General features: G+C 66.5%; 25 protein-coding genes. 17 read left to right on the forward strand and 8 right to left on the reverse strand.

From position 1 onward, the window contains the following. Positions 1 to 141: 141 nt before the first annotated feature. Together ACFJGT_RS19440 and ACFJGT_RS19445 are read left to right on the forward strand one after the other, a co-directional pair. Positions 142 to 1116, forward strand: a complete 975-nt coding sequence (locus ACFJGT_RS19440; protein ID WP_377841218.1) for a 2-hydroxyacid dehydrogenase — start codon at positions 142 to 144, stop codon at positions 1114 to 1116. Continuing rightward, the gene (locus ACFJGT_RS19445) at positions 1101 to 1895 is read left to right on the forward strand and encodes an AprI/Inh family metalloprotease inhibitor (RefSeq protein ID WP_377841222.1); all 795 of its coding nucleotides are present in this window, start codon (positions 1101 to 1103) and stop codon (positions 1893 to 1895) included. The genes ACFJGT_RS19440 and ACFJGT_RS19445 overlap by 16 nt, the downstream gene beginning before the upstream one ends. A gap of 39 nt (positions 1896 to 1934) precedes the next feature. Here ACFJGT_RS19445 and hppD read toward each other — a convergent pair whose 3' ends face one another. Beyond that, positions 1935 to 3068: a 4-hydroxyphenylpyruvate dioxygenase gene (gene hppD, locus ACFJGT_RS19450; protein WP_377841224.1), complete on the reverse strand. Its 1134-nt coding sequence runs from the start codon at positions 3066 to 3068 to the stop codon at positions 1935 to 1937. Between the two features lie 124 nt (positions 3069 to 3192). Between hppD and ACFJGT_RS19455 the strand changes: the two genes are divergently transcribed. The 6 genes from ACFJGT_RS19455 to ACFJGT_RS19480 all read left to right on the forward strand — a co-directional run bounded on the left by ACFJGT_RS19455 (position 3193) and on the right by ACFJGT_RS19480 (position 8232). Then, the gene (locus ACFJGT_RS19455) at positions 3193 to 3681 is read left to right on the forward strand and encodes an Lrp/AsnC family transcriptional regulator (protein WP_377841227.1); all 489 of its coding nucleotides are present in this window, start codon (positions 3193 to 3195) and stop codon (positions 3679 to 3681) included. 99 nt (positions 3682 to 3780) lie between these two features. Then, positions 3781 to 4668, forward strand: coding sequence for a tellurite resistance TerB family protein (locus tag ACFJGT_RS19460; RefSeq protein ID WP_377841229.1), 888 nt, complete (start codon positions 3781 to 3783; stop codon positions 4666 to 4668). A gap of 219 nt (positions 4669 to 4887) precedes the next feature. Further along, positions 4888 to 5778, forward strand: coding sequence for a UbiA family prenyltransferase (locus ACFJGT_RS19465; protein ID WP_377841231.1), 891 nt, complete (start codon positions 4888 to 4890; stop codon positions 5776 to 5778). Next, complete coding sequence (locus ACFJGT_RS19470; RefSeq protein WP_377841233.1) at positions 5775 to 7088, forward strand: FAD-dependent oxidoreductase; 1314 nt, start codon at positions 5775 to 5777, stop codon at positions 7086 to 7088. Before ACFJGT_RS19465 ends, ACFJGT_RS19470 begins: the two co-directional genes overlap by 4 nt. Positions 7089 to 7171: 83 nt before the next feature. Further along, positions 7172 to 7798 (forward strand): TlpA disulfide reductase family protein, encoded by a 627-nt coding sequence (locus tag ACFJGT_RS19475; protein ID WP_377841235.1) that lies wholly within the window; start codon positions 7172 to 7174, stop codon positions 7796 to 7798. A 134-nt stretch (positions 7799 to 7932) separates the two neighbouring features. Further along, positions 7933 to 8232 carry a hypothetical protein gene (locus tag ACFJGT_RS19480; protein ID WP_377841237.1) on the forward strand — a complete coding sequence of 100 codons (300 nt, stop codon included), beginning with the start codon at positions 7933 to 7935 and terminating at the stop codon, positions 8230 to 8232. 88 nt (positions 8233 to 8320) lie between these two features. Here the strand turns inward: ACFJGT_RS19480 and ACFJGT_RS19485 are convergent, their stop codons facing one another. The 3 genes from ACFJGT_RS19485 to ACFJGT_RS19495 form a co-directional block, all read right to left on the reverse strand. Continuing rightward, entirely contained in the window at positions 8321 to 9769 is a 1449-nt protein-coding gene (locus ACFJGT_RS19485; RefSeq protein ID WP_377841240.1) for an aspartate aminotransferase family protein, read from the reverse strand. Then, the gene (locus ACFJGT_RS19490) at positions 9766 to 10770 is read right to left on the reverse strand and encodes an NAD-dependent epimerase/dehydratase family protein (protein WP_377841243.1); all 1005 of its coding nucleotides are present in this window, start codon (positions 10768 to 10770) and stop codon (positions 9766 to 9768) included. Before ACFJGT_RS19490 ends, ACFJGT_RS19485 begins: the two co-directional genes overlap by 4 nt. Before the next feature lie 132 nt (positions 10771 to 10902). After that, on the reverse strand, positions 10903 to 11271 hold the full coding sequence (locus ACFJGT_RS19495; protein WP_377841245.1) for a transporter: 369 nt from the start codon (positions 11269 to 11271) through the stop codon (positions 10903 to 10905). 205 nt (positions 11272 to 11476) lie between these two features. Here ACFJGT_RS19495 and ACFJGT_RS19500 point away from each other — a divergent pair, with 205 nt between their 5' ends. From ACFJGT_RS19500 to ACFJGT_RS19515, 4 genes are all read left to right on the forward strand, one after another. Next, positions 11477 to 12112, forward strand: a complete 636-nt coding sequence (locus ACFJGT_RS19500) for a hypothetical protein (RefSeq protein ID WP_377841247.1) — start codon at positions 11477 to 11479, stop codon at positions 12110 to 12112. Between the two features lie 297 nt (positions 12113 to 12409). Beyond that, a complete protein-coding gene (locus tag ACFJGT_RS19505; RefSeq protein WP_377841250.1) occupies positions 12410 to 13348 on the forward strand; it encodes an ABC transporter ATP-binding protein in 939 nt (312 codons plus the stop codon). Further along, on the forward strand, positions 13348 to 14118 hold the full coding sequence (locus ACFJGT_RS19510; RefSeq protein WP_377841252.1) for an ABC transporter permease: 771 nt from the start codon (positions 13348 to 13350) through the stop codon (positions 14116 to 14118). The genes ACFJGT_RS19505 and ACFJGT_RS19510 overlap by 1 nt, the downstream gene beginning before the upstream one ends. 269 nt (positions 14119 to 14387) lie before the next feature. Beyond that, positions 14388 to 16010, forward strand: a complete 1623-nt coding sequence (locus ACFJGT_RS19515; RefSeq protein ID WP_377841254.1) for a peptide chain release factor 3 — start codon at positions 14388 to 14390, stop codon at positions 16008 to 16010. A gap of 17 nt (positions 16011 to 16027) precedes the next feature. Here ACFJGT_RS19515 and ACFJGT_RS19520 read toward each other — a convergent pair whose 3' ends face one another. Continuing rightward, a complete protein-coding gene (locus ACFJGT_RS19520) occupies positions 16028 to 16504 on the reverse strand; it encodes an Lrp/AsnC family transcriptional regulator (protein WP_377841257.1) in 477 nt (158 codons plus the stop codon). Positions 16505 to 16682: 178 nt separating this feature from the next. Here ACFJGT_RS19520 and ACFJGT_RS19525 point away from each other — a divergent pair, with 178 nt between their 5' ends. The 3 genes from ACFJGT_RS19525 to ACFJGT_RS19535 all read left to right on the forward strand — a co-directional run bounded on the left by ACFJGT_RS19525 (position 16683) and on the right by ACFJGT_RS19535 (position 18529). Next, positions 16683 to 17204 (forward strand): cysteine dioxygenase, encoded by a 522-nt coding sequence (locus tag ACFJGT_RS19525; protein ID WP_377841259.1) that lies wholly within the window; start codon positions 16683 to 16685, stop codon positions 17202 to 17204. Positions 17205 to 17281: 77 nt separating this feature from the next. Next, positions 17282 to 17872, forward strand: a complete 591-nt coding sequence (locus tag ACFJGT_RS19530; protein WP_377841262.1) for a glycoside hydrolase family 19 protein — start codon at positions 17282 to 17284, stop codon at positions 17870 to 17872. 147 nt (positions 17873 to 18019) lie between these two features. Further along, positions 18020 to 18529 (forward strand): TspO/MBR family protein, encoded by a 510-nt coding sequence (locus ACFJGT_RS19535; RefSeq protein ID WP_377841265.1) that lies wholly within the window; start codon positions 18020 to 18022, stop codon positions 18527 to 18529. On the opposite strand, the gene ACFJGT_RS19540 is transcribed toward ACFJGT_RS19535, so the two are convergent. The 3 genes from ACFJGT_RS19540 to ACFJGT_RS19550 form a co-directional block, all read right to left on the reverse strand. Continuing rightward, on the reverse strand, positions 18526 to 18900 hold the full coding sequence (locus tag ACFJGT_RS19540) for a response regulator (protein WP_061970590.1): 375 nt from the start codon (positions 18898 to 18900) through the stop codon (positions 18526 to 18528). The genes ACFJGT_RS19535 and ACFJGT_RS19540 overlap by 4 nt on opposite strands. A 9-nt stretch (positions 18901 to 18909) precedes the next feature. Next, complete coding sequence (hpt, locus tag ACFJGT_RS19545; protein ID WP_377841269.1) at positions 18910 to 19467, reverse strand: hypoxanthine phosphoribosyltransferase; 558 nt, start codon at positions 19465 to 19467, stop codon at positions 18910 to 18912. A gap of 132 nt (positions 19468 to 19599) precedes the next feature. After that, the gene (locus ACFJGT_RS19550; RefSeq protein ID WP_377841271.1) at positions 19600 to 20403 is read right to left on the reverse strand and encodes a zinc-ribbon domain-containing protein; all 804 of its coding nucleotides are present in this window, start codon (positions 20401 to 20403) and stop codon (positions 19600 to 19602) included. Positions 20404 to 20633: 230 nt separating this feature from the next. Between ACFJGT_RS19550 and ftsE the strand changes: the two genes are divergently transcribed. Together ftsE and ACFJGT_RS19560 are read left to right on the forward strand one after the other, a co-directional pair. Beyond that, on the forward strand, positions 20634 to 21293 hold the full coding sequence (ftsE, locus tag ACFJGT_RS19555) for a cell division ATP-binding protein FtsE (protein ID WP_199093469.1): 660 nt from the start codon (positions 20634 to 20636) through the stop codon (positions 21291 to 21293). Then, positions 21280 to 22242 carry a cell division protein FtsX gene (locus ACFJGT_RS19560; RefSeq protein ID WP_377841276.1) on the forward strand — a complete coding sequence of 321 codons (963 nt, stop codon included), beginning with the start codon at positions 21280 to 21282 and terminating at the stop codon, positions 22240 to 22242. Before ftsE ends, ACFJGT_RS19560 begins: the two co-directional genes overlap by 14 nt. The last annotated feature ends 75 nt before the right edge of the window (positions 22243 to 22317 follow it).

Consider the following 22317-nt stretch of genomic DNA (forward strand, 5'->3'; position numbering starts at 1 on the left):
CCATTCCGCGGCGGGGCGTGATCGGATAGCGCTCATGCGGCGGCGGGGCTATGCCATTGCGACAGGCCGCGTCATTTCATTTTAATCGATTCAGACCAGCCGAATCAACGATCTTCGCCACCTCTCACGGACAACCAGCCAATGACAGCCTCCACCAAGCCCGAAATCGTCCAGACCGGCCCCCTGATGGCCTATGCAGCCGACCAGCTCAAGACGCGCTTCACCGTCCATGAGTTGTGGAAGGCGGCCGATCGCGCCGCCCTGCTGCGCGAGGTCGCCGACCGCGTGCGCGGCGTCGCCGCCGGCGGCGGGCATAACCGCGTCGACGGCGCGTTGTTCGACGCGCTGCCCAAGCTCGAGGTCATCTCCAGCTTCGGCGTCGGCTACGACCATGTCGATGCCGCCGAGGCCGGCAAGCGCGGCCTCGTCGTCACCAACACGCCCGATGTCCTGACCGACGAGGTCGCCGATCTCGCGCTCGGCCTGCTGATCGCCACCGTCCGCCAATTGCCCCAGGTCGACCGCTACCTGCGCGAAGGCAAGTGGCTGAAGGGCAATTATCCGCTCACCACGTCGCTACGCGGTCGCAAGGTCGGCATCGTCGGCCTCGGCCGCATCGGCAAGGCGGTGGCGCAGCGCGTCGAGGCCTTCGGCCTGCCGGTCGTTTATCACGGCCGCTCGCGCCAGCCGGACGTGTCCTATCCCTACTACCCGTCTCTGGTCGATATGGCCGCCGATGTCGACACGCTGATCTCGGTCGCGCCGGGCGGGGCCTCGACCCATCACATCATCAATGCCGAGGTGCTGAAGGCGCTGGGCCCGAACGGCATCCTGGTCAATGTCGGCCGCGGCACCGTCGTCGAAGAGCAGGCGCTGATCAAGGCGCTCAACGACAAGACCATCCTCTCCGCCGGCCTCGACGTCTTCGAGGACGAGCCGCGCGTGCCCGCCGAGCTGATCGCGATCGAGCATGCCGTGCTGCTGCCCCATGTCGGCTCGGCCTCGGTCCATACCCGCGAGTCGATGGGCCAGCTTCTGGTCGACAACATGGTTTCATGGTTCGATGGCAAGGGCCCGCTGACGCCCGTGTCGGAGACACCATGGAAAAAGGCCTGATCCGCCGGCTGCTGCCGCTGCTCATCCTCGCCGCCGGCACCCTGCCGGCGGCCGCGCAGACGGCACCGCTGCCGCGCGGCGCCGACAAGGCGCCGGACGCGATCCGCCGCTGGCTCGGCGCCTGGGAGCTGGAACTCCCGGGTGCATCGCGAAGCTGCACGGTGACGCTCGGCGCTGAGACGGCTGGAAACCGGCGCCAGTTGCGCTTCCCGGCGACCTGCAGACGCGCACTGCCCGTCCTCGACACAGCCGCATCCTGGACGCTGAACGGAAGCGGGCAGCTCCAGATCATGGATGCCGGCGGCAAAGAACTCATCGGCTTCCCGAGCGGCACGCCCGAGACCGGGTTCGACGGCAAGGGCAGCGATGGCAAGACCTACAAGCTGGCCTCGCGCGACCATCCGCGTGTTGCGCCGCGAAGCCCGCAGAATGCGGCGGCGACAGCGGCCCAGCGCATCACCGTCGTCGATCCCGCGACCGCACCTGCGCCCGATAATGTGCCGGGGCGCTATGTGCTGATGCGCCAGCAAAATCGGGAGGCCTGCCGCCTCGTGCTCTCGCCCGTCTCGGCCGATGGCCGTCAGCCCGCCGCCTTCGAAGGCTTATGCCCGGATACCGGGCTGACGATCTTCGATCCCGTCGGCTGGCGCTATGCCGGCGGCCGCCTGACGCTCGTCGCGCGCCGCGGCCACGGCACCGATCTCGTCTTCGAGAACGGCCAATGGCGCAAGGACCCGGCGGTCGGGGCTCCGCTCCTGATGCGCAAGCTCGCGCCGTAGCACGCATGGCCGGGCCGTCCGGCCATGCGGCATGGAGTGCTATTCGGCAGCCGCGGGGCTCAGCACGCCCCGGCGGATCTGATCCTCCTCGATCGATTCGAACAGGGCGCGGAAATTGCCCTCGCCGAAGCCGTCATCGCCCTTGCGCTGGATGAACTCGAAGAAGATCGGCCCGACCACCGTGGCAGAGAAGATCTGCAGCAGCACCTTGCTCATCCGCCCCTCCTTCTCGCCGAGCGCCACCGCGCCCTCGCCGTCGATCAGGATGCCGTTGGCCTTCAGCCGCTCGACCGGCTCGCCATGGTTTGGCACGCGGGCATCGACCTTCTCGTAATAGGTCACGGGTGGCGCCGGCATGAAGGGCAGCCCGTTGCCGCGTAGCGCCTCGACGCTGGCATAGATGTCGCGCGAGCCCATCGCGACATGCTGGATGCCCTCGCCCTTGTACTGGCGCAGGTACTCCTCGATCTGGCTCTTGTCGTCGAGCGACTCGTTGATGGGTATGCGGATCTTGCCGCAGGGCGAGGTCAGCGCCCGCGAGATCAGGCCGGTCAGCTTGCCCTCGATATTGAAGAAGCGGATCTCGCGGAAGTTGAACAGCTTGCCGTACCAGCCGGCCCAATGGTCCATGCGTCCGCGGATGACGTTATGGGTGAGATGGTCGAGATAGTAGAGCCCGGCCTGCTCGGGATGGGGATCGCGCTCGCCGATCCATTCGAAATCGACGTCCCAGATCGAGCCCTTCTCGCCGTAACGGTCGACGAAATAGAGCAGCGAGCCGCCGATGCCGCGCACGGCGGGGATCGCAAGCTCGCCCGGCCCGATCGCACTCTCATAAGGCTCGGCGCCCAGCGACACCGCACGCTCGAAGGCATGCTTCGCATCGACGACGCGGAAGGCCATGGCGCAGGCGCACGGACCATGTTCGGCTGCGAAGGCCTGAGCGAAGGAACCGGGCTCGGCATTGACGACGAAATTGACGTCGCCCTGCCGGTAGAGCGTCACCTGCTTCGAGCGATGGCGGGCGACCTTGGTGAAGCCCATCGTCTCGAAGAGAGCACCGAGCTTGTCCGGCTCGGGATGGGCGAATTCGACGAACTCGAAGCCGTCGGTTCCCATCGGATTGGCGGCCGAGATCGCGGGCGGGGCGGCATCGTGCGGAAACGGACCCATGGGCATTCCTCCTGTCTGCTCTTTCCGGGATGTCCCATCATCGCGCAGACATCAGGCGAATGGCGTGTAAACTTGCCTGCGATAAGCGTTTCAATGCACGATCCACGCATCATGTCTGCGAAGGATGCATCATATGGCCGCACTCGACGCACTCGACGCACTCGACTGGCGCTTGCTGGACGCGCTGCAGAACGACGCCTCTCTCACCAATGCAGCCCTCGCCGAGACGGTCGGCCTGTCGGCGAGCCAGGTCTCGCGCCGCCGGCAGCGACTGGAGCAGGAGGGCGTGATCCGCGGCTATCGTGCGGCGCTTGAGCCATCCGCCGTCGGCCTCGGCGTCATCGTCTTCATCCATGTCGCGCTCGACACGCATTCGCGCGACAATGCCCGCCGCTTCCGCGATCTCGTGCGCCTGACGCCCGCAATCCTCGAGGCTCATGCCCTGACGGGCGAGGCGGATTATCTGCTGAAGGTCGCGGTCGGCGACCTCAAGGCGCTGGCCCGGCTGGTCAACGAGATCCTGATGCCGCATGAGAGCGTGGCTCGCGTCCGCTCCGAGATCGCATTGGAAACCCTGAAAGAGCCGGGGCTGCTGCCGCTGCCGATGACTTGAGCGCGAAGCTGTGCAAAGCCACGCCTTGGTCGCGCCGTTTTCATGCGGCTGATCGACCTCGACTGCGCGGCATCACGACCGCCAACAGGAGAAACCTAGATGTTCAATGCCAAATCCCTGCTCGACGCCCTGATCAACGCCGGCAGCCAGGCCGGCGCGCAGGCGGGGCAGCAGGGCGGCCTCGGCGGCATGCTCGGCGGGCTGGCCGATCAGGTCCAGCGCTCGGGCGGGCTCGGCGGTCTGGCGGGCCAGATCCTCACCCAGGCGACGCAGGGCCTCGGCGACGCGGCGCGCCAGACCGGCGTGCAGCAGGGCGCCGGCGATGCACTCGGCCGGGTTACCGGCGGCCGGACGCCGGACCAGCTCATCGAGCAGGCAAAGGGCATGTTCAGCAGCAATCCGGCGCTGGCCACCGCCGTCCTCGGCGGCCTCGGCGCTCTCGTCTTCGGCACCTCGACCGGCCGCTCGGTCGCCGGTTCCGCGGCCAAGCTCGGCGGCCTCGCCCTGATCGGCGGCCTTGCCTACAAGGCCTACCAGAACTACCAGGCCGGCAAGCCGCTGCTCAATGCCGCCCAGCATCAGGACGTGTTGCCGGCGCCGGCCGGCACCGGCTTCGAGCCGCAGGCCGCGACCGAGGCCACCGCGCTCGTCTTCATCCGCGCCATGATCGCGGCCGCGGCCGCCGACGGCCATATCGATGCCGAGGAGCAGAGCGCCATCCTCGGCGGCCTGAAGGAGGCCGGCCTCGATCAGGAGGCGCATGAATGGCTGGCGAAGGAGATGGCGAAGCCGGCTTCGATCGATACGCTGGTCGAGGCGGCCGAGAGCCCTGAGCTCGCAGCCCAGATCTACACGGCGGCCCGCATCGCCATCAATCCAGACAATGCCGCCGAGAAGGACTTCCTGGCGGGCCTTGCCGGCTCGCTCGGCCTCGATGCCGAGCTCGTCGCCAATATCGACGCCGCCGCCAGCGCCGCCAAGGTCTGACGGCTTCGGCCTGCGCCCGATCGAGGCGCCGGCCGCCCCGGGCTTTCGCGGAACGCGGAAGCCCGGTGTTAAGCATGGCGTCGAAATCGCAGCCCGTTTCGGCGCCATATGCACCTGCGCTTAGGAGTTTTCCGCCGATAACGCCCGCGCCGGTTGAGCCGGCAGTCGGGTTCCGCAGCGCGGAGGCCGACCCATGTCTTGGGGGAGACGGGCCTCACCATGTCTGTGACCGCGATGATCAGGGCGATGCGGCCGCACCACTGGCTCAAGAACGGCCTGGTCTTCGTTCCGATCCTGCTCAACCACGACGCCTTCGATCCGCACGCGCTCTGGCTCGGCCTGATCGCCTTCGTCGCCTTCAGCCTGATCGCCTCGGCGGTCTACCTCCTCAACGACATCATGGATGTCGAGGCGGACCGGCGTCATCCGACCAAGTGCAAGCGCCCGTTGGCGGCCGGCGAGATCACGGCGGCGCAGGCCTATGCCGCCGTGCCGGTGCTGCTGATCGCTGCCTTTTCGACGGTCCTCCTCGTCCCCCAGCCGCGGAATTTCCTGCTCGCGCTGCTGGCCTATCTCTTCCTGGCGCTCGCCTACTTGCTCTTCCTCAAGCGTAAGCTTCTGGTCGACGTGCTCGGCCTCGCCGCCATGCACACTTTGCGTATCCTCGCCGGCAACGCCGCGGCAGCGATACCTGTGTCCTCCTGGCTGCTTGCCTTCGCGATGTTCCTGTTCCTGAGCCTCGCGCTGGTGAAGCGCTATGCCGAACTGCGCCTGACTCAGGACCAGTCCGGCCTGAAGAAGGCGGGACGCGGCTATCACGCCGAGGATATCGAGGCGCTGTCCCAGCTCGGCATGGCCTCGGGCTGCACCTGCGCCCTGATCATGGCGCTCTATGTCGACAGTGCCAACGTGAAGCAGCTCTACAGCCAGCCCAAACTGATCTGGCTGATCTGCCCGATCATCCTCTACCAGATGGCGCGGATCTGGTTCCTGGCCCGCCGCGGCCACATGCCGGATGACCCGCTGGTCTTCATGATCCGCGACTGGCGCAGCCAGTTCATGGGGCTCGTCGTGGTCCTGATCATGGTCGCCGCGACCTTCGTGCCGTGACCGCGCCCCTTTCGGACTACCGCTCCTGGGGCGGGCTCGCGGCCCGGGGCAGCACGATCGTCGATGCCCGCGCCTGGCTCGATGCCCCCCACCGCACGCGCCGGCCCCTTCTCGCCTATGGCAACGGCCGCTCCTATGGCGATTCCTGCCTCAATGACGGCGGCACGCTGATCGATGCGCGCGGCCTCGACGACATCCTCGCCTTCGACCGCGAGACGGGCCTCATCACGTGCGGCGCCGGGCTCATGCTCGACCGCCTGCTCGAGATCGCCGTGTCGGCCGGCTGGTTTCCCCCGGTCACGCCCGGCACCGCCTTCGTCACGATCGGCGGCGCGCTCGCCAATGACGTCCACGGCAAGAACCATCACAGCGCCGGCACCTTCGGCTGCCATGTCCGCGCCTTCGAGCTCATGCGCTCTGACGGGCAGCGCCTGATCTGCGCGCCGGACCTCAACGGTGAGCTCTTCGCCGCGACCATCGGCGGCTTCGGCCTGACCGGGCTGGTGACGCAAGTGACTTTGCAACTGATGCCGATCGCATCAGCCGAGATGGCGCAGGAAGTCCTGCCTTTCGACAATCTCGATCGCTTCTTCGAAATCGCCGCAGCATCCGATGCGACGCATGACTACACCGTCGCCTGGATCGACTCGCTCGCCAGCGGCCGCAATTTCGGCCGCGGCGTCTTCTTCCGGGCCAACCACGCCCCCGCCTCCGATGAACCTCCGCCAAGCCAAGCCCGCGCGCTGCCCTTCCCGCTGAAGCCGCCCGTTCCGCTGATCAACCGCGTGACGCTGGGTGCCTTCAACTGGCTCTATCGCAACAGCCAGCCGCGCGATGGGATCGAACGCCGCGTGCCCTATCGCCCCTTCTTCTATCCGCTCGACCGCATCCACGACTGGAACCGTGCCTATGGCCCGAAGGGCCTGCGGCAGTTCCAATGCGCCATCCCGCCAGAGCATGCCGCCGCGACCGTCGCGGAGATGCTGCGGCAGACGCTCGCTGCCGGCGAAGCCTCCTTCCTGACGGTGCTGAAGCTCTTCGGCGACAAGCCCTCGCCCGGCCTGATGTCCTTTCCCATGCCGGGCGCGACGCTGACGCTGGACTTCCCCAATCGCGGCGAGCGGACCGAGCGGCTGCTGACACGGCTGGACGGCCTCGCGATCGCCGCGGGCGGACGGGTCAACCCGTACAAGGATGCCCGCATGTCATCCGCGACCTTCGCGGCCTCCTTCCCGCGCTGGCGCGACTTCGCTGCGCATATCGACCCGGGCTTCTCCTCCGATTTCTGGCGGCGCGTCACTGCGCAATAGATGGGAGGTTGCGACATCACAGCCCGGTGAGATGCGTGCGACAGTGGTTTCCTGTCACTGCAGCCTGCTGCTAGCTGCGGCACATGACTGCGCCTGTGAATCGTCAGCCGGCATCGGGCCGGAACACCGCCCTTTCGCCGACACGCCGCCAAGCCCTCGCTGCTGCCCTGCTCTCGCCCTTGGCCGCGAGGCCAGCCGCCGCCCGGCAGCCGCCGCGCTTCGCCGGCCCGAGCTCCCAGTTCATCCAGATCGACCCGCCGGAAGACGCCGGGTCTCTCGTGATAACCGATCTCTCCGGCAAGACCCGGCCGCTCTCCGCCTATCGCGGCAAGGCGGTCCTCCTGAACTTCTGGGCGAGCTGGTGCCCGCCTTGCCGACGCGAACTGCCGATCCTGCGGCGGCTCCAGGCAAAGACAGCTCGCGAGCCCTTCGTCGTCGTGCCGGTCTCCCTCGATAAGTCGGTGGCGACTGTGAGAGCCTATCTCGACAGGCTGGGTCTCGCCGATCTCGCGACGTTCATCGATGCCGAGGGAACGGTGGCCTCCGGCCCGAAATCGGCGAAGCCCACGCCCTTCCCGCTCTACGGCATGCCGATGACCTATATGCTCGATCGCGAGGCGCGCAGCGTCGGCTATCCCGTCGGCGAGGCGGATTGGACCAGTCCGGAGGGCCTGGAGCTGCTGCGCTTCTATGGGCGAGCGTCGGGCTGATCGCATAGACGTTTCCGATCAACCTGAACCGCCCCGAAAAAATCTCTCGTCACCTTTGAACCTGCCGCCCGTTCGCCGAGACCAATGAGCATGAAGAGCGAAACCTTCGCTCTCGCAGAGATTGGGAGACGAGCATGACGACGTTCCGCAAGACCGTGACCGCGACCCTCGCGGCCCTCACCCTGGCCACCACCTTCGCGGCGTCCGGCGCCGAGGCGCGCCCGCGCTGGGGTTACGGCTACGGCCACCGGGGCTGGGGTGTCGGAGCCGGCGTGGTCGGCGCGATCGCCGCGGGCGCCATCATCGCCGGTGCCACCCGCCCCGCCTATGGCTACGGCTACTACGCCGCCCCCGCCCGCTCCTGCGACCTGGTCGAGCGCTTCGACCGCTGGGGCAACGTCATCGGCTACCGCCGGGTGTGCGGCTACTACTGAGCCTTTCTGGAAGACCCCTGTTTCGAGACCCCTGACTCAAAAGGCCGGCGCAAGCCGGCCTCTTTTTTGTCGTCGCAGAGCGAACCGATCAGCCCTTGCCGACCGCGACCTTGCGCAGATAGCCGGTGACGATGCCGGTGACGCCGCCCGACAGCACAGCCTCGAAGGCCGCGAGAAACTGGTCGCACTGCTCGCGCGTGACGATCAAGGGCGGCTCCAGCCGGATGACGTTGCGGTTGTACTCGGTGAAGGCGACGAGCACGTCGTGTTCCTTCAGGAGCAGCGCGCCGACGAAGCCGCAGAGCGAGCCCTTCAGCTTGTCGTCGAGCAGCGCGACCATGTGCTTCAGCCCGAAGGGCATGGTCTCGCTGATGTCCTGGAACTCGACGCCGATCATCAGGCCGCGCCCGCGGATCTCCTTGAGCAGCGTCGGGTACTTGGCGCGCAGGCCGTTCAGCTTCTCGATCAGGTAGTCGCCCTGGCGCTGGGCATTGCCCATCAGGTCCTCGTCATAGAGGACGTTGAGGGCCTCGATCGACGAGACGCAGGCCTCGCCCATGCCACCGAAAGTCGCCTGCGCATGGATCAGCGCGCTCTTCGGCTTGCCATAGGCCTTCATGTAGATCTCGCGCCGCGCGATCATCGCGCCCATCGCGGCCTTGGAGCCGCCGAGCGCCTTGGCGAGCGCGGTGACATCAGGCACCACCCCGTCGCGCTCGAAGGCGAAGAACTGGCCGGTGCGGCCGAGCCCGCACTGCACCTCGTCGGCGACCCAGAGCACACCGTGCTTGTCGCAAAGCGCGCGCAATTGGCGCCAGAAGCCCTCGGGCGCCTCGACGATGCCGCCGCCGCCCTGGATAGTCTCCATCACGACGATACCGATCGAGGGATCGTTCTCCAGCGCCTGCCGCACGGCATCGATGTCGCCGAAGGGCACCTTGACCCGGTTCTCGACCAGCTTGAACTGCGACTGGTAGAGCGTCGAATCCGTGACCGAGAGCACGCCCTTGGTCTTGCCGTGGAACGAATTCGCGGCGTGCAGGATCTTGGACTTCTCCGGGCCCTGCGCCTGCTCGGCGACCTTCAGCGCCGCCTCCATCGCCTCCGAGCCGGTCGAGCCGAGGAAGACCATGTCAAGATCGCCGGGCGCGATCGTGGCGAGGTTCTTCGCCAGCGCGGACGCATATTGCGACATGAAGGCCATGCAGATCTCATGGCGGTTCTCGTCCTGGAATTTCTGCCGGGCCGCGACGATGCGCGGATGGTTATGGCCGAAGGCGACCGAGCAGAAGCCGCCGAAGAAATCGAGGATCTTGCGGCCGTCCTTGGTGATGTAATGCATCCCCTCGGCGCGATCGACGAGGATCTTGTCGAAGCCGAGCAGCTTCAGGAAGTGAAGCTGGCCGGGATTGATATGGGCTGCGAAGAGCTCCTTCACCTGCGCGGCATCGAGCTGCTTGGCGGCTTCCACGCTGATGAGCTGCGGCCGGGCATTCGTCACGGCGACGTCCTCGTTCTTGAAGGCGGGCATGCTCATGCGGCGAGGCTCCTCTCGGCTGTTTTAAGGCCATCCTTGGCCTTGCGGTATTCGGTATAGGCGGCGAGCAGCATGTCCTCGTCGCGGTATTGCGGCTTCCAGCCGAGTTCGCGCTTGGCCTTGGACGTGTCGAGAATGCAGATTTCGTCGGCGATCTTGTACTGCTCGGGGTCCATGATCGGCAGGTTGATCGCGTCCAGCGTGTCGAGCGTCAGCTTGACCAGCGAGGCCGGCGTCGGCAGCAGGATCGATTTCGAGCCGGCATGCTTGATCAGGTCGCCGAGCAGCTTCTTCACCGGCGGCGGGTCGTCGGAGCCGAGATTATAGGCCTCGTTCGGGAAGCCCGCCTTCCAGGCCGCGACGCAGGCGCTGGCGCAGTCGAACACCGAGATGAACTGGTAGGGGTTCTTGCCCGAGCCAATCATCGGCACCGGCAGGTTCATGTCGATCAGCTTGAACAGCTTGACGAGGATGCCGAGCCGCCCCGGCCCGATGATCAGCCGCGGCCGGAAGATCGGGATGCGGAAGCCCTTGGCACGGTACTCGTCGGCAAGCCGCTCGGTCGCGAGCTTGCTCTCGCCGTATTCGCCGAGCGGATGGGCTGGATGCGTCTCGTCCTGCGGCACCGTCACCGAATGGCCGTAGATCATGTCGGTGGTGAAATGGACGAGCCGGTTGGCGCCGTTCTTCTCCATCCACGACAGGATGTTCTGCGTGCCGTGATAGTTCACCGGCCAGAAGAAGTCGTGCCGTTCCGCCCGCGTCACGATCGGCGAGAGCATCTTGGCCGAGAGATTGTAGACAAGGTCGTCCGGCGTCAGCGGGATCGCATCCACGCTCTCCGCCTTTGTCACGTCGACCATCAGGAACGGCACCTTGGCGTAATGCACATGGCTGCTCTGGTGGATGTCGGCGACCAGCACCTCCTCGCCCATGGCAGCGAGATCAGCCGCCAGATGCGAGCCGACGAAACCGTCGCCGCCGATGATGATGTGCTTCATCGCGTCATCTCCGGTCGACAGGCAGGCGCGGGCGATTGCGCACCGGCACCGGGATCGGCTGCGGCGCCACCGGCGGCTCGAACAGGGCGCCGAGGCGCAGGAACAGGCGTACGATCAGGTCCATGATCTCCCTCAGCTTTGTGCAATGAAGATGGTGCCCAGCACGATGAAGCCGATGCCGGCGATGCGCATCGCGCTCAGATCCTCGTGGAAGACGAAATAGGCGTAAGCCGCGACCACGACATAGGCGAGGCTCAGGAACGGGTAGGCGTAGCTGATCTGCACCTTGGAGAGCACGATCAGGTGCGAGGCCATGCTGATCACGAAAGTGCACAGGCCCGCGAAGACGAAGGGGTTGAAGACGACGCGGAAGACCGTGGCGATCAGCCCGTCGCCGGCGACGTCGAGCGAACCGACGCCGGTCATGCCGCGCTTCAGCATCAGTTGCGCGGCGGCGTTGGTCAGCACCGTGAACAGGATCAGGGGAAGATAGGTGTTCATCGTGGCGCTTGCCGGCTCCGCATGGCTTCGTCGCCATCGGAATGGGGCCGAAAATACTTCAAATGCCTTAGGGGCCGGCGCCGACTTGCTTCTAGCGTTAAGGCTCTGCTGACGGGATCACGGAAAATCGCCGGTGATCGTCCTGCCAACAACGGGCCGGCACTAGGCTAGGATCGTCAGCGATCCCCTGCAGCGGATGCCGATCATGCCCCTTCCCAACCGCGTCAGGCCCGATGGCACGCTCTTCGCCGATCCCGCGCGCGGCACCTTCTACGGCAATCGCGGCGGCCGCTTTCATGACCCCGCAGCGTATGAGGTCCCCACCCGCATCCAGGCGACGCGCCAATGGCTCTGCTGCGTCCTCTCCTTCAAGGGGCGCAAGCGCAAGGTCTGGGGCCGCGGCTATACCGAACTGTTCTTCTGCGACGAGGTGACGGCCCTCGCCGCCGGGCACCGCCCCTGCATGGAGTGCCGGCGCCCCGATGCGCTTGCCTATCGCGCGGCGCTGGTGCGCGGCCTCGGCCTTCCCGAGACGCCGCTCTTCCCCGAGATCGACCGCATTCTCGATGCCGATCGCCTCGACGGCCGCAGGAAGCGCACCCACCGGCTGCCGGCGGAGCCATTGCCCGATGGCGCGATGCTGCTTTCCGACGATGGCAGGGATTTTCTCGCGCTGCACGGGACATCCGCCCTGCTCTGGTCGCCCGGGGGTTATGTCGACCGCCGCGAACGCCCGGCAGGGCTGGTGACCGTGCTCACCCCTCCCGCCACCCTCGCAGCGTTGGAGCACGGCTATCGCCCGCAATGGCACGCGACCGCTGGGGCTTTCGGCGGAATCTGACGCTGAGCCGGCAGGAACTTTCCCCCTCGGACGAGCGTTGCCGCAGCATCATCGTTCCAAACGGGGGCTGAAAAATGCGTTCGATCATCCTGTGGCTTGTGGGCGTTCCGATCCCGATCATCATTCTGTTGTGGTTCTTCATGAGGTAGACTGCAGTTGCGTCGTGTAAGGAAGGCCGGGCCCTGCGCCCGGCCTTTTCGTTTCGCAGCCCTTCCCGCCATGAACTGACAGGCGATCATGCTTTCCCCGCATGACCCCGCCATCGCAACCACGCAACGGCTCCCCTATATGCCGCCCATGTCAGACACGTCCTCGCCGATCATCTCGGTCTCCGGCCTCTCGAAGACCTACGCTTCCGGCTTCAGCGCACTGAAATCGGTCGACCTCGCCATCAGGCGCGGCGAGATCTTCGCCCTGCTCGGCCCCAACGGCGCCGGCAAGACGACGCTGATCAGCATCATCTGCGGCCTCGTCCGGCCGAGCACCGGCACCGTCACGGCCGATGGCCACGACATCCTCCGCGACTATCGCGCCGCCCGCTCGGCGATCGGCCTCGTGCCGCAGGAACTGACCACCGACGCCTTCGAGACGGTGTGGTCGACCGTCAATTTCAGCCGCGGCCTTTTCGGCAAGCCGCGCGACCCCGCCCTGATCGAGCGCATCCTCAAGGACCTCTCGCTCTGGGAGAAGAAGGACAGCCAGATCCGCATGCTCTCGGGCGGCATGAAGCGGCGCGTCATGATCGCCAAGGCGCTCAGCCACGAGCCGCGCATCCTCTTCCTCGACGAGCCGACCGCCGGTGTCGATGTCGAACTCCGGCAGGATATGTGGCGGATGGTCCGTCGCCTACGCGACGACGGCGTCACCATCATCCTGACCACGCATTACATCGAGGAGGCCGAGGAGATGGCCGACCGCGTCGGCGTCATCTCCAAGGGCGAGATCATCCTGGTCGAGGAGAAGGCCGAACTGATGCGCAAGCTCGGCAAGAAGCAGCTCTCCCTCCAGCTCCAGCAGCCGATCGCGGCCATCCCCGCGCCCTTAGCGAGCTTCGACCTCAAGCTCTCGGCGGCCGGCGACGAGATCGTCTACATCTACGACACGCAAGGAGAGCGCACCGGCATCACCACCTTGCTGCAGGGCCTCGCCGAAGCCGGCATCCGCTTCAGGGACCTCAGTACCAGCCAGAGCTCGCTCGAGGACATCTTCGTGAGCCTCGTCAGGGAGCGCCGTTGATGACCGGTCTCAACCTCCACGCCATCGCCGCGATCTACCGCTTCGAGATGAACCGGACCTGGCGCACCCCGCTCCAGAGCATCGTCTCGCCGGTGCTCTCGACCTCGCTCTATTTCATCGTCTTCGGCGGCGCGATCGGCTCGCGCATGCAATCGGTCGAGGGCGTGCCCTATGGCGCCTTTATCGTGCCCGGCCTGATCATGCTCTCGCTGCTGACGCAGAGCATCGCCAACGCCTCCTTCGCGATCTATTTCCCGAAATTCACCGGCACGATCTACGAGCTGCTCTCGGCTCCCGTCGCCTGGTGGGAGGCGGTGATCGCCTATGTCGGCGCCGCCGCGTCGAAATCGATCCTGCTCGGCCTGATCATCCTGCTGACAGCCGCCTTCTTCGTGCCGCTGCGGATCGAGCATCCCGTGATGATGATGCTCTTCCTGGTGCTGACGGCGACGACCTTCAGCCTGTTCGGCTTCATCATCGGCATCTGGGCAGACGGCTTCGAGAAATTGCAGGTCATTCCCCTGCTGATCGTCACGCCGCTCGCCTTCCTCGGCGGCTCCTTCTACTCGATCTCGATGCTGCCGCCCTTTTGGCAGACGGTGACGCTGTTCAATCCCGTGGTCTACCTGATCAGCGGCTTCCGCTGGAGCTTCTACGGGCTCGCCGATGTCAGCCTGGGGGTGAGCCTCGGCATGACCCTGCTCTTCCTCGTGGCCTGCATCGCCACCGTCGGCTGGATCTTCAAGACGGGCTATCGGCTGAAGAACTGACTTGGCATTGAGGATTTCGACGGAGCCACGCCGTCATTCCGGGGCTTCGCGCCAGCGAAGAGCCCGGAACCCAGAACCGATGCCGCTGCTGGGAAAGCTCGGTCGGGTCACCGCTTGAATTCACAAAGGGCATCGGTTCTGGGTTCCGGGCTCGGGCCTGCGGCCCGCCCCGGAATGACGGCTTGGTTCCGCGTAAGATCGGCGGGCTCGGGCGATCGGAACAGCGCCAACCAATTGACTTCCGCCCCCCTTCCGTCTTCATGCGCGCCATGACCGATCTTTCGACCCTTGAAGCGTCCGCTGCCTCTGCTGCGCCGCATGCGCGCCGGCGCACCTTCGCTATCATCTCGCACCCGGACGCGGGCAAGACGACGCTGACCGAGAAGCTGCTCTATTTCGGCGGCGCCATTCAGCTCGCCGGCGAAGTCCGCGCCAAGCAGGGCCGACGCCAGACCTCCTCGGACTGGATGAAGATCGAGCGTCAGCGCGGCATCTCGGTCGTCACCTCGGTGATGACCTTCGAATACGGCGACCACGTCTTCAACCTGCTCGATACGCCCGGCCACGAGGACTTCTCGGAAGACACCTACCGCACACTCACCGCCGTCGACGCCGCCGTCATGGTGATCGACGCCGCCAAGGGCATCGAGGACCGCACCAAGAAGCTGTTCGAGGTCTGCCGCCTCCGCGACATCCCGATCGTCACCTTCATCAACAAGGTCGACCGCGAGACGCGCGACCCCTTCGACCTGATCAACGAGATCGAGACGACGCTGGCGCTCGATGTCGCGCCTATGACCTGGCCGGTCGGCCGCGGCCGGGAGTTCGTCGGCACCTACGATCTCAAGGCCAACACCTTCCGTCGCAACCAGAAGGGCGACGAGCGCGCCGAGGACCGCCAGGTCTCCGGCTGGGACGATCCGCTTTTCGACGAGTTGCTGCCGCATGGCGCCGCCGAGACCTGGCGCGAGGAGGTCTTCCTGGCCGCCGAGGGCCTGAAGCCCTTCGACCTCCAGGCCTTCCGCGAAGGACACCTCACGCCGCTCTATTTCGGCGCGGCGCTCCGCGACTACGGCGTGCGCGACCTGATCGACGCGCTCGGTGCCTATGCGCCGAGCCCGCGCGCGCAAGCGTCCGACAAGCGCCCGATCGAGGCGGGCGAGCCGAAGATGACCGGCTTCGTCTTCAAGATCCAGGCGAACATGGATCCGAACCACCGCGACCGCATCGCCTTCATGCGCATCTGCTCGGGCAAGCTGTCGCGCGGCATGAAGGCCAAGCTGGTCCGCACCGGCAAGCCGATGCCGCTCAACGCGCCGCAATTCTTCTTCGCCCGGGACCGCTCGATCGCCGAGGAAGCCTTCGCCGGCGACATCGTCGGCCTGCCCAACCACGGCACCCTGCGCATCGGCGACACGCTGACCGAGGGCGAGGACATCGTCTTCAAGGGCGTGCCGAGCTTCGCGCCGGAAATCCTGCGCCGCGTCAAGCTGAAGGACGCGATGAAGGCCAAGAAGCTGCGCGAAGCCCTGCAGCAGATGGCCGAGGAAGGCGTCGTCCAGCTCTTCCTGCCCCACGACGGCGCGCCCGCCATCGTCGGCGTCGTCGGCGCGCTCCAGCTCGACGTGCTCAAGGAGCGCATGGACGCGGAATACTCGCTACCCGTCGATTTCGAGCCCTGCCAGTTCTCGATTGCCCGCTGGGTCTCCTCGGACGACAAGGTTGCGCTGGCGAAGTTCGTCGGCCACAAGCCCTCGGCCATGGCCGACGATCTCGACGGCGACCCGGTCTTCATGGCGTCGAGCCAGTTCACGCTGAAATACGATGCCGAGCGCGCGCCCGACATCACCTTCTCGGACGTGAAGGACTACCAGAAGGTCACGAAGGGCTGAGGCCGAGCCTCAGAATTTCACCCCTCCCCCGCGAACCCGAGCGGGATCGCCGAGGTCGATTTCAGCTCTTCCATCGCGAACATCGAGGTCACGTCGCTGAGATCGATGCGCGAGATCAGCTTCTTGTAGAGCGCGTCATAGGCGGCGATGTCGGAGACGCAGGCCTTGAGCAGATAGTCGATCTCGCCGCTCATCCGGTAGAAATCGACGATCTCCGGCAGGTCCTGCACGGCCGTATGGAAGCGTTCCAGCCATTCCATCGAGTGTCTTGCCGTCCGGACCGCGATGAAGACGGTGACGCCCGCCTTGAGCTTGTCGCGGTCGAGCAGGGCGACGCGGCGCTTGATGTAGCCGCCCTCCTCCAGCTTCTGCACCCGCCGCCAGCAAGGCGACGACGACAGCCCCACCGCCTCGGCGAGTTCGGCCAGCGGCAGGCTCGCATCCTCCTGCAAGCGCGCCAGGATGCGCAGATCGAAAGCGTCGAGCTTGGCCATGATTCCTCGCGGAAATCGGAATTGGCTTCCTTCATGGAGAATGAAGCAGAGAAAATATTCCAAGTATCATTCCACAAGGGGCACTGAATTCCAATTGGGGATGAAAATTCTCCATCTCCGCAAACCGCTGCCCCCATGCGGCGCGTATCATTCCCAAAGTGATCCAGAGGGGAATGGCATGCAGGGTTTTCTGAGCGAGGAGCGGCGCGGGGCCGTGTTGCGCAATCTGCGGACCGATGCCGGCACGCTGACGCGCGACTACCTGAGCGCCGCCCGCGAGGTGCTGCAGGAACTCGTCGCCATGCCCGACCTGATCCAGCGCCTGCCGCTGCAGCGCAAGGCCGGCTGCTACAGCCGCAACCTCCTCGCCGGCAACGATGCTGTCAGCGTCTGGGCGATCGTCTGGGTCGAGGGCTCGGCGACCTCGATCCACGACCATCACTGCTCCTGCTGCTTCGGCGTCGTCTCCGGCACGGTCACCGAGACCTGGTATCGCGCCATCGACGCCAATCGCGCCGTCCAGACCGAGGAGCAGGAGCGCCAGCCCGGCTATGTCGCCTGCATGCTGCCCTCCGGCCCGAATATCCACCGCATGCGCAATTTCGGACCGGGCGAGGCGATCTCGATCCATATCTACGGCTTCGACCACGAGGTCCACGCCTCCTCGATCGAGACCGAATACACCGCCGTCAGCGGCTGACCCCTCTCAGCCGGGCGATCTTATCCCCGGCACCGCAACAGCGGCGATGATGCCCTCCTTTGCGGGAGGGCATTTTCATGTCGATGCGTGCCATCGGAACCTGGATCGGTATCGACCACGCCCCCGAGCCGGGCCTGGCGGTCACCCGCGAGCGTCTGCTGCGCCTCGCCCCCTCGGCCAATGCAGCGATTGTCGCCGGCATCGCCGCGCGCTTCGACGAACTGGCCGATGATCACGACATCACGACGCCACGGCGCATCTGCCATTTCCTGGCGCAGGCGGCCCACGAGACCGACGGCTTCCGCACGCTCGAGGAATATGGCGGCCCCGCCTATTTCATCCGCTACGAGGGCCGGCGCGATCTCGGCAACACACAGGCCGGCGATGGCATCCGCTATCACGGCCGCGGCATCTTCCAGCTCACCGGCCGGGCGAACTATCGCCGCTTCGGCGAGGTCCTTGGCATCGACCTGGAGGCCGAGCCGGAACGGGCGAAAGAGCCCGAGACCTCGCTGCGTGTCGCCTTCGCCTATTGGAGCGAGCGCGCCATCAACGCAGCCGCCGATGCCGACGACGCCGAACGCGTGACCAAACTGATCAATGGCGGCCGCAACGGGCTGGCGGAACGCAAGCGCTATCTGGAGAAGGCGAAGGCGATCTGGTCCTGAGAAGGCTTGCGCCGCAGCCGGCATGAGCGAACCGACGGTTCCTGGGCGCCACGTCGGAAAAGTTCCATGAGCAGCGGGAATGTCGCTGCATGCCGGAAGCAGGCGCATCGCCTTGCGGGGCGCTCAGACGCTCCCCATGATCAGATCATGACGACGCTGCCCCAGACCTCGACCGATAGCCGCCCTCCGCTCTGGGCAGCCCTGGCCATCGCCATCCTCCCCGTGGTGGCTGCCTCGGTCGCCGGCAGCGCCGTGACCGTGCCGCAGATCCCGACCTGGTATGCCGGCCTCATCAAGCCGTCCTTCAACCCGCCGAACTGGATCTTCGCGCCGGTCTGGACCGCGCTCTATGCGCTGATGGCGCTCGGCGTGTTCCGCATCCTGCGCCTGCCGGTCGGCATTCCCGGCCGCCGCCGCGCGCTGCTGGTCTATCACCTGCAGCTTCTGTTCAATATCGGCTGGTCCTTCGCCTTCTTCGGCGCCAACAGCCCGGTTGCCGGCTTGATCGTCATCCTGCCGCTGCTGGTCTTGATCGCGGCGACCATCGCGGCCTTCCGCCCGCTCGACCGGCTGGCCTCGAACCTGTTCTGGCCCTATCTCGCCTGGGTCGCCTTCGCGACGCTGCTCAACGCCTCGATCTGGTGGCTCAACCGCTAGCCGATCGAGCGCTCGATCACCTTCAGCACGGTGGCGCGCAATTCCGCGATCGTGAAGGGCTTGGCCATCACCTCGGCGACGATCGATTCCAGGCTTTTCGCGCGCTCGCGCTGTTCGGCATAGCCGGTCATCAGCATGATCGTCAGGTCGGGGAACTGCTGCTTGGCTGCGAGCGCCAGCGCGATGCCGTCCATCAAGGGCATGCGGATATCGGTCAGCAGCAGGTCGAACCGCCCCTGCTCGGCGACGAGGATGTCGAGCGCTTCGGCCCCGTCCGACGCCGTCAGGCAGCTATGTCCGTCGAGGCCAAGGCCGCGCGCGACCAGCATGCGCAGCGGCTCCTCGTCATCGACGACCAGAATACGCGACATGAATGCTCCTCAGATCCCCGGCAAACCGGCCTGATCATCGGTCTCGACCACGCCGACGAACGGCAGTTGCCGATAGGAATGCGCGACGTCCATGCCGTAGCCGACGACGAAATAATCCGGGCATTCGAAACCGACATAATCGGCCTGGATATTGACGGCCCTCTTGTGGGGCTTCTCCAGCAGCACGGCGGTCGAGACCTTGCCCGCGCCACGCGCCGCCAGCAGGTCCTTGGCGAAGGCCAGCGTCCGGCCGGATTCGAGGATGTCGTCGACCAGCAGCACATCGCGGCCGCGCACCTCGCTCTGCACATCGCGCAGGATCTCGACCTGGCCCGAGGAAACCGTGCCCGAGAGATAGCTCGACAGATGGATGAACTCGACCTGCGGCGAGAGCCCGGTGCGATGCATCGCCCGGATCAGGTCGGCGGCGAACATGAAGCTGCCCTTCAGGACGGCGACGACGAGCAGGTCCTTCGGGTTGCTGGCCGCGATGGCCTGCGCCATCTCCTCGTTGCGCCGCGCGATCGCCGCTTCGTCGTAGAGAACCCTGATGCGCCGTTCCGGCATGGTGACTCCGTTTCGATATCCGCCCGACAGCCCCGCGCGTTTCCAGCGCACAGAAGGCCTGAGGGGCGATGATTCATGAAAACCGTCCGGCTGCTGGTCCGGCCCGGTCGACAGACCACCGTCCTAGCAGCCTCAATGCTTGCTGGCGAGATTGGCCGCGGTCGCGGCCGAGGTGAAGCGCACCCGGACCGACTGCCCCTGCTCCGGCGGCGAGGCCAGCCGCGCCCGGAAGCGGATCAGCTCCGCCGGCTCCAGGCTCGCCCGCGGCGGCTCGGTCGTCCAGGTGTAGAGCGTGGCGCCGCCGGCATCCTTGACCGCGACCTCGATCAGCGGCACCGCGGCCTTGCTCTTGGTGACATTGGTGACATCGCCCTCGACGACGAGGAAGCGGTTCTGGCCGTCAGCGACGACGCCGCTCTCGACCGCGCTGAGGCTGAGGCCCCGGACGTTCACCGGCATTCCAAGCTTGTCGAACAGGCCTGCCAGTTGCGGAGCGGCTCGAACCGCCGCCTCGCGCTGCCCGACGACGCCGGCGAGCAGGACGAGGCCCGCGAATGCCGCAGCCATCGGCCGTCCGGCGCCGCCACGGCGCAGGAACGCACCGGACGTCTTGCTCGGCTTGGCCGGGCGCTTGCCGCCGCGGCGCTTCGGCACGGCGGCCGGCGGCGCCTCGACGGCAGGGGGTTCCTCCGAGACGTCCTGCTCGCCCGCTTCGGCGGCGAGCGCGGTGATCTCGGCATCGATCGCGGCGGCGCGCTCCAGCTCCTCGGCGAGCAGCGCCTGGGTCTCGGCCTCGCTGGGCGGTTCGGGGAAAGCGGCGGGCTCGACATGCCAGGAGGTCTTGCAGTTGGCGCATCGCACCTTGCGCCCTTCCGGCCCCAGTTTGGCCGCGTCGAGTTCATATTGGCTCGCGCAGGATGGGCAGACGATCAGCATGGCCGCGAGCGAACTCCTTCAGTGCGATTCCCGCAAGCACCTGGGCGCATCGGCATGGCACCGGATGGCGCCAGCCGTTGCGCGCGTTTCCATTGGCGCGATTTATGGTTAACGCCCCGTGAAGAATCTCTCGGGCAGATTGGCCGCACCACGATCATTCCGCGCGCGCTGGCTTGCGGTGTAGGATCATCGGCAGATTCGCAAGAGATCGTTTCAACGAGGAAGACCGCTTGGTTCGGTTCGAGAATGTCGGCCTGCGATACGGCATGGGCCCGGAGGTGCTGAAGGACATCAACTTCAGCATCGAGCCGCGCTCGTTCCAGTATCTGACCGGCCCATCCGGCGCCGGCAAGACGACGCTGATGCGCCTCATCCTGATGGCGCTGAAGCCGACGCGCGGGCTGGTCAACCTGTTCGGCCAGGATGTCTCACGCCTCGAGCCGGACACGCTCACCGCCTTCCGCCGCCGCATGGGCGTGGTCTTCCAGGATTTCCGCCTGCTCGACCACCTCACCGTCTACGAGAATGTCGCGCTGCCATTGCGCGTCCTCGGCAAGGAAGAGGCGAGCTACCGCGCCGAGGTCGTCGAACTGCTGCGCTGGGTCGGCCTCGGCGAACGCATGCATGCCGTGCCGCCCGTGCTGTCAGGCGGCGAGAAGCAGCGCGCGGCCATCGCCCGCGCCCTGATCAGCCGGCCCGAGCTTCTGCTCGCCGACGAACCGACCGGCAATGTCGACCCCGGCCTCGGCCGTCGCCTGCTGCGGCTGTTCATGGAGTTGCAATCGCTCGGGACAGCCGTCCTCATCGCGACCCACGACCTCAACCTGATGGAAATCTACGACGCGCCGCGTCTCGTGCTGGCCGACGGACATCTGCATGTCGACGCCTGAGACCAGCGACCGGGAACCCGGGCGGAAGGCACGCGGCCTGCCCGCCAATCTCCGGCGGGACCAGCCGCTCGTCCCCGTCGACAATGTCGCCGGCCGCGCACTGATGGCCGTGATCGCGATCCTGACCTTCCTCGCCTCGCTGAGCGCCGGCGCCGCAGTCCTCGCCGCTCGCGCCTCCGACCAATGGCGCGGGGCCATTTCCAACGAGATGACCATCCAGGTCCGCCCCGATTCGCATCGCAAGATCGACGACGACGTGGCGCGCGCCGTCATGCTCGCAAGCGGGCTGAAGGAGGTCGAGAGCGTCCGCGCCGTGCCGAAGGCCGAATCCGACAAGCTGCTCGAGCCCTGGCTCGGCACCGGGCTCGATCTCGTCGAATTGCCGGTGCCGCGCCTGATCGTGCTGAAGCTGAGGACAGACGCCCCCACCGACCTCGCCGGCTTCGGCACGATGCTGCGCCGCGAAATCCCGACCGCCACGCTGGACGACCACCGGCTCTGGGTCCGGCGCCTCTCCGCCATGGCCGGGACCATCATCGCCTCGGGCTTCGCGATCGTCCTGCTCGTGCTGACGGCGGCAGCGCTGGCCGTCGCCTTCGCCACCCGCGGTGCCATGGCCGGCAGCCGCGACAGCGTCGAGGTCCTGCATTTCGTCGGAGCCAACGACGATTTCATCGCCCGCGAATTCCAGAGCCGCTTCGTCCGGCTCGGCCTCCGCGGCGGCCTCTTCGGCGGTCTCGCTGCGATCGCCACGATCGGCATCCTGGGCTTCCTCGCCTCGCGCTGGAGCGCCACGCCCGAGGCCGAGCAGTTGCAGGCCCTGTTCGGCGCCTTCGAGATCGGCTGGACCGGCTATGGCGCCGTCATTCTCGTCGCCCTGATCGTCGCGGCGATTGCAGGCCTGGTCTCGCGCTTCACGGTGCGACACCACCTGAGGATGCTCGCATGAGCGTCGCCCTGGCTGCACGACGTCAACCAAGCCTTAACCCCTGCGGCGGGGCTGGACGCAGACCTGCCGCCGTTA

It is taken from the genome of Allobosea sp. UC22_33, from assembly GCF_042700715.1.
GTDB lineage: Bacteria > Pseudomonadota > Alphaproteobacteria > Rhizobiales > Beijerinckiaceae > Allobosea.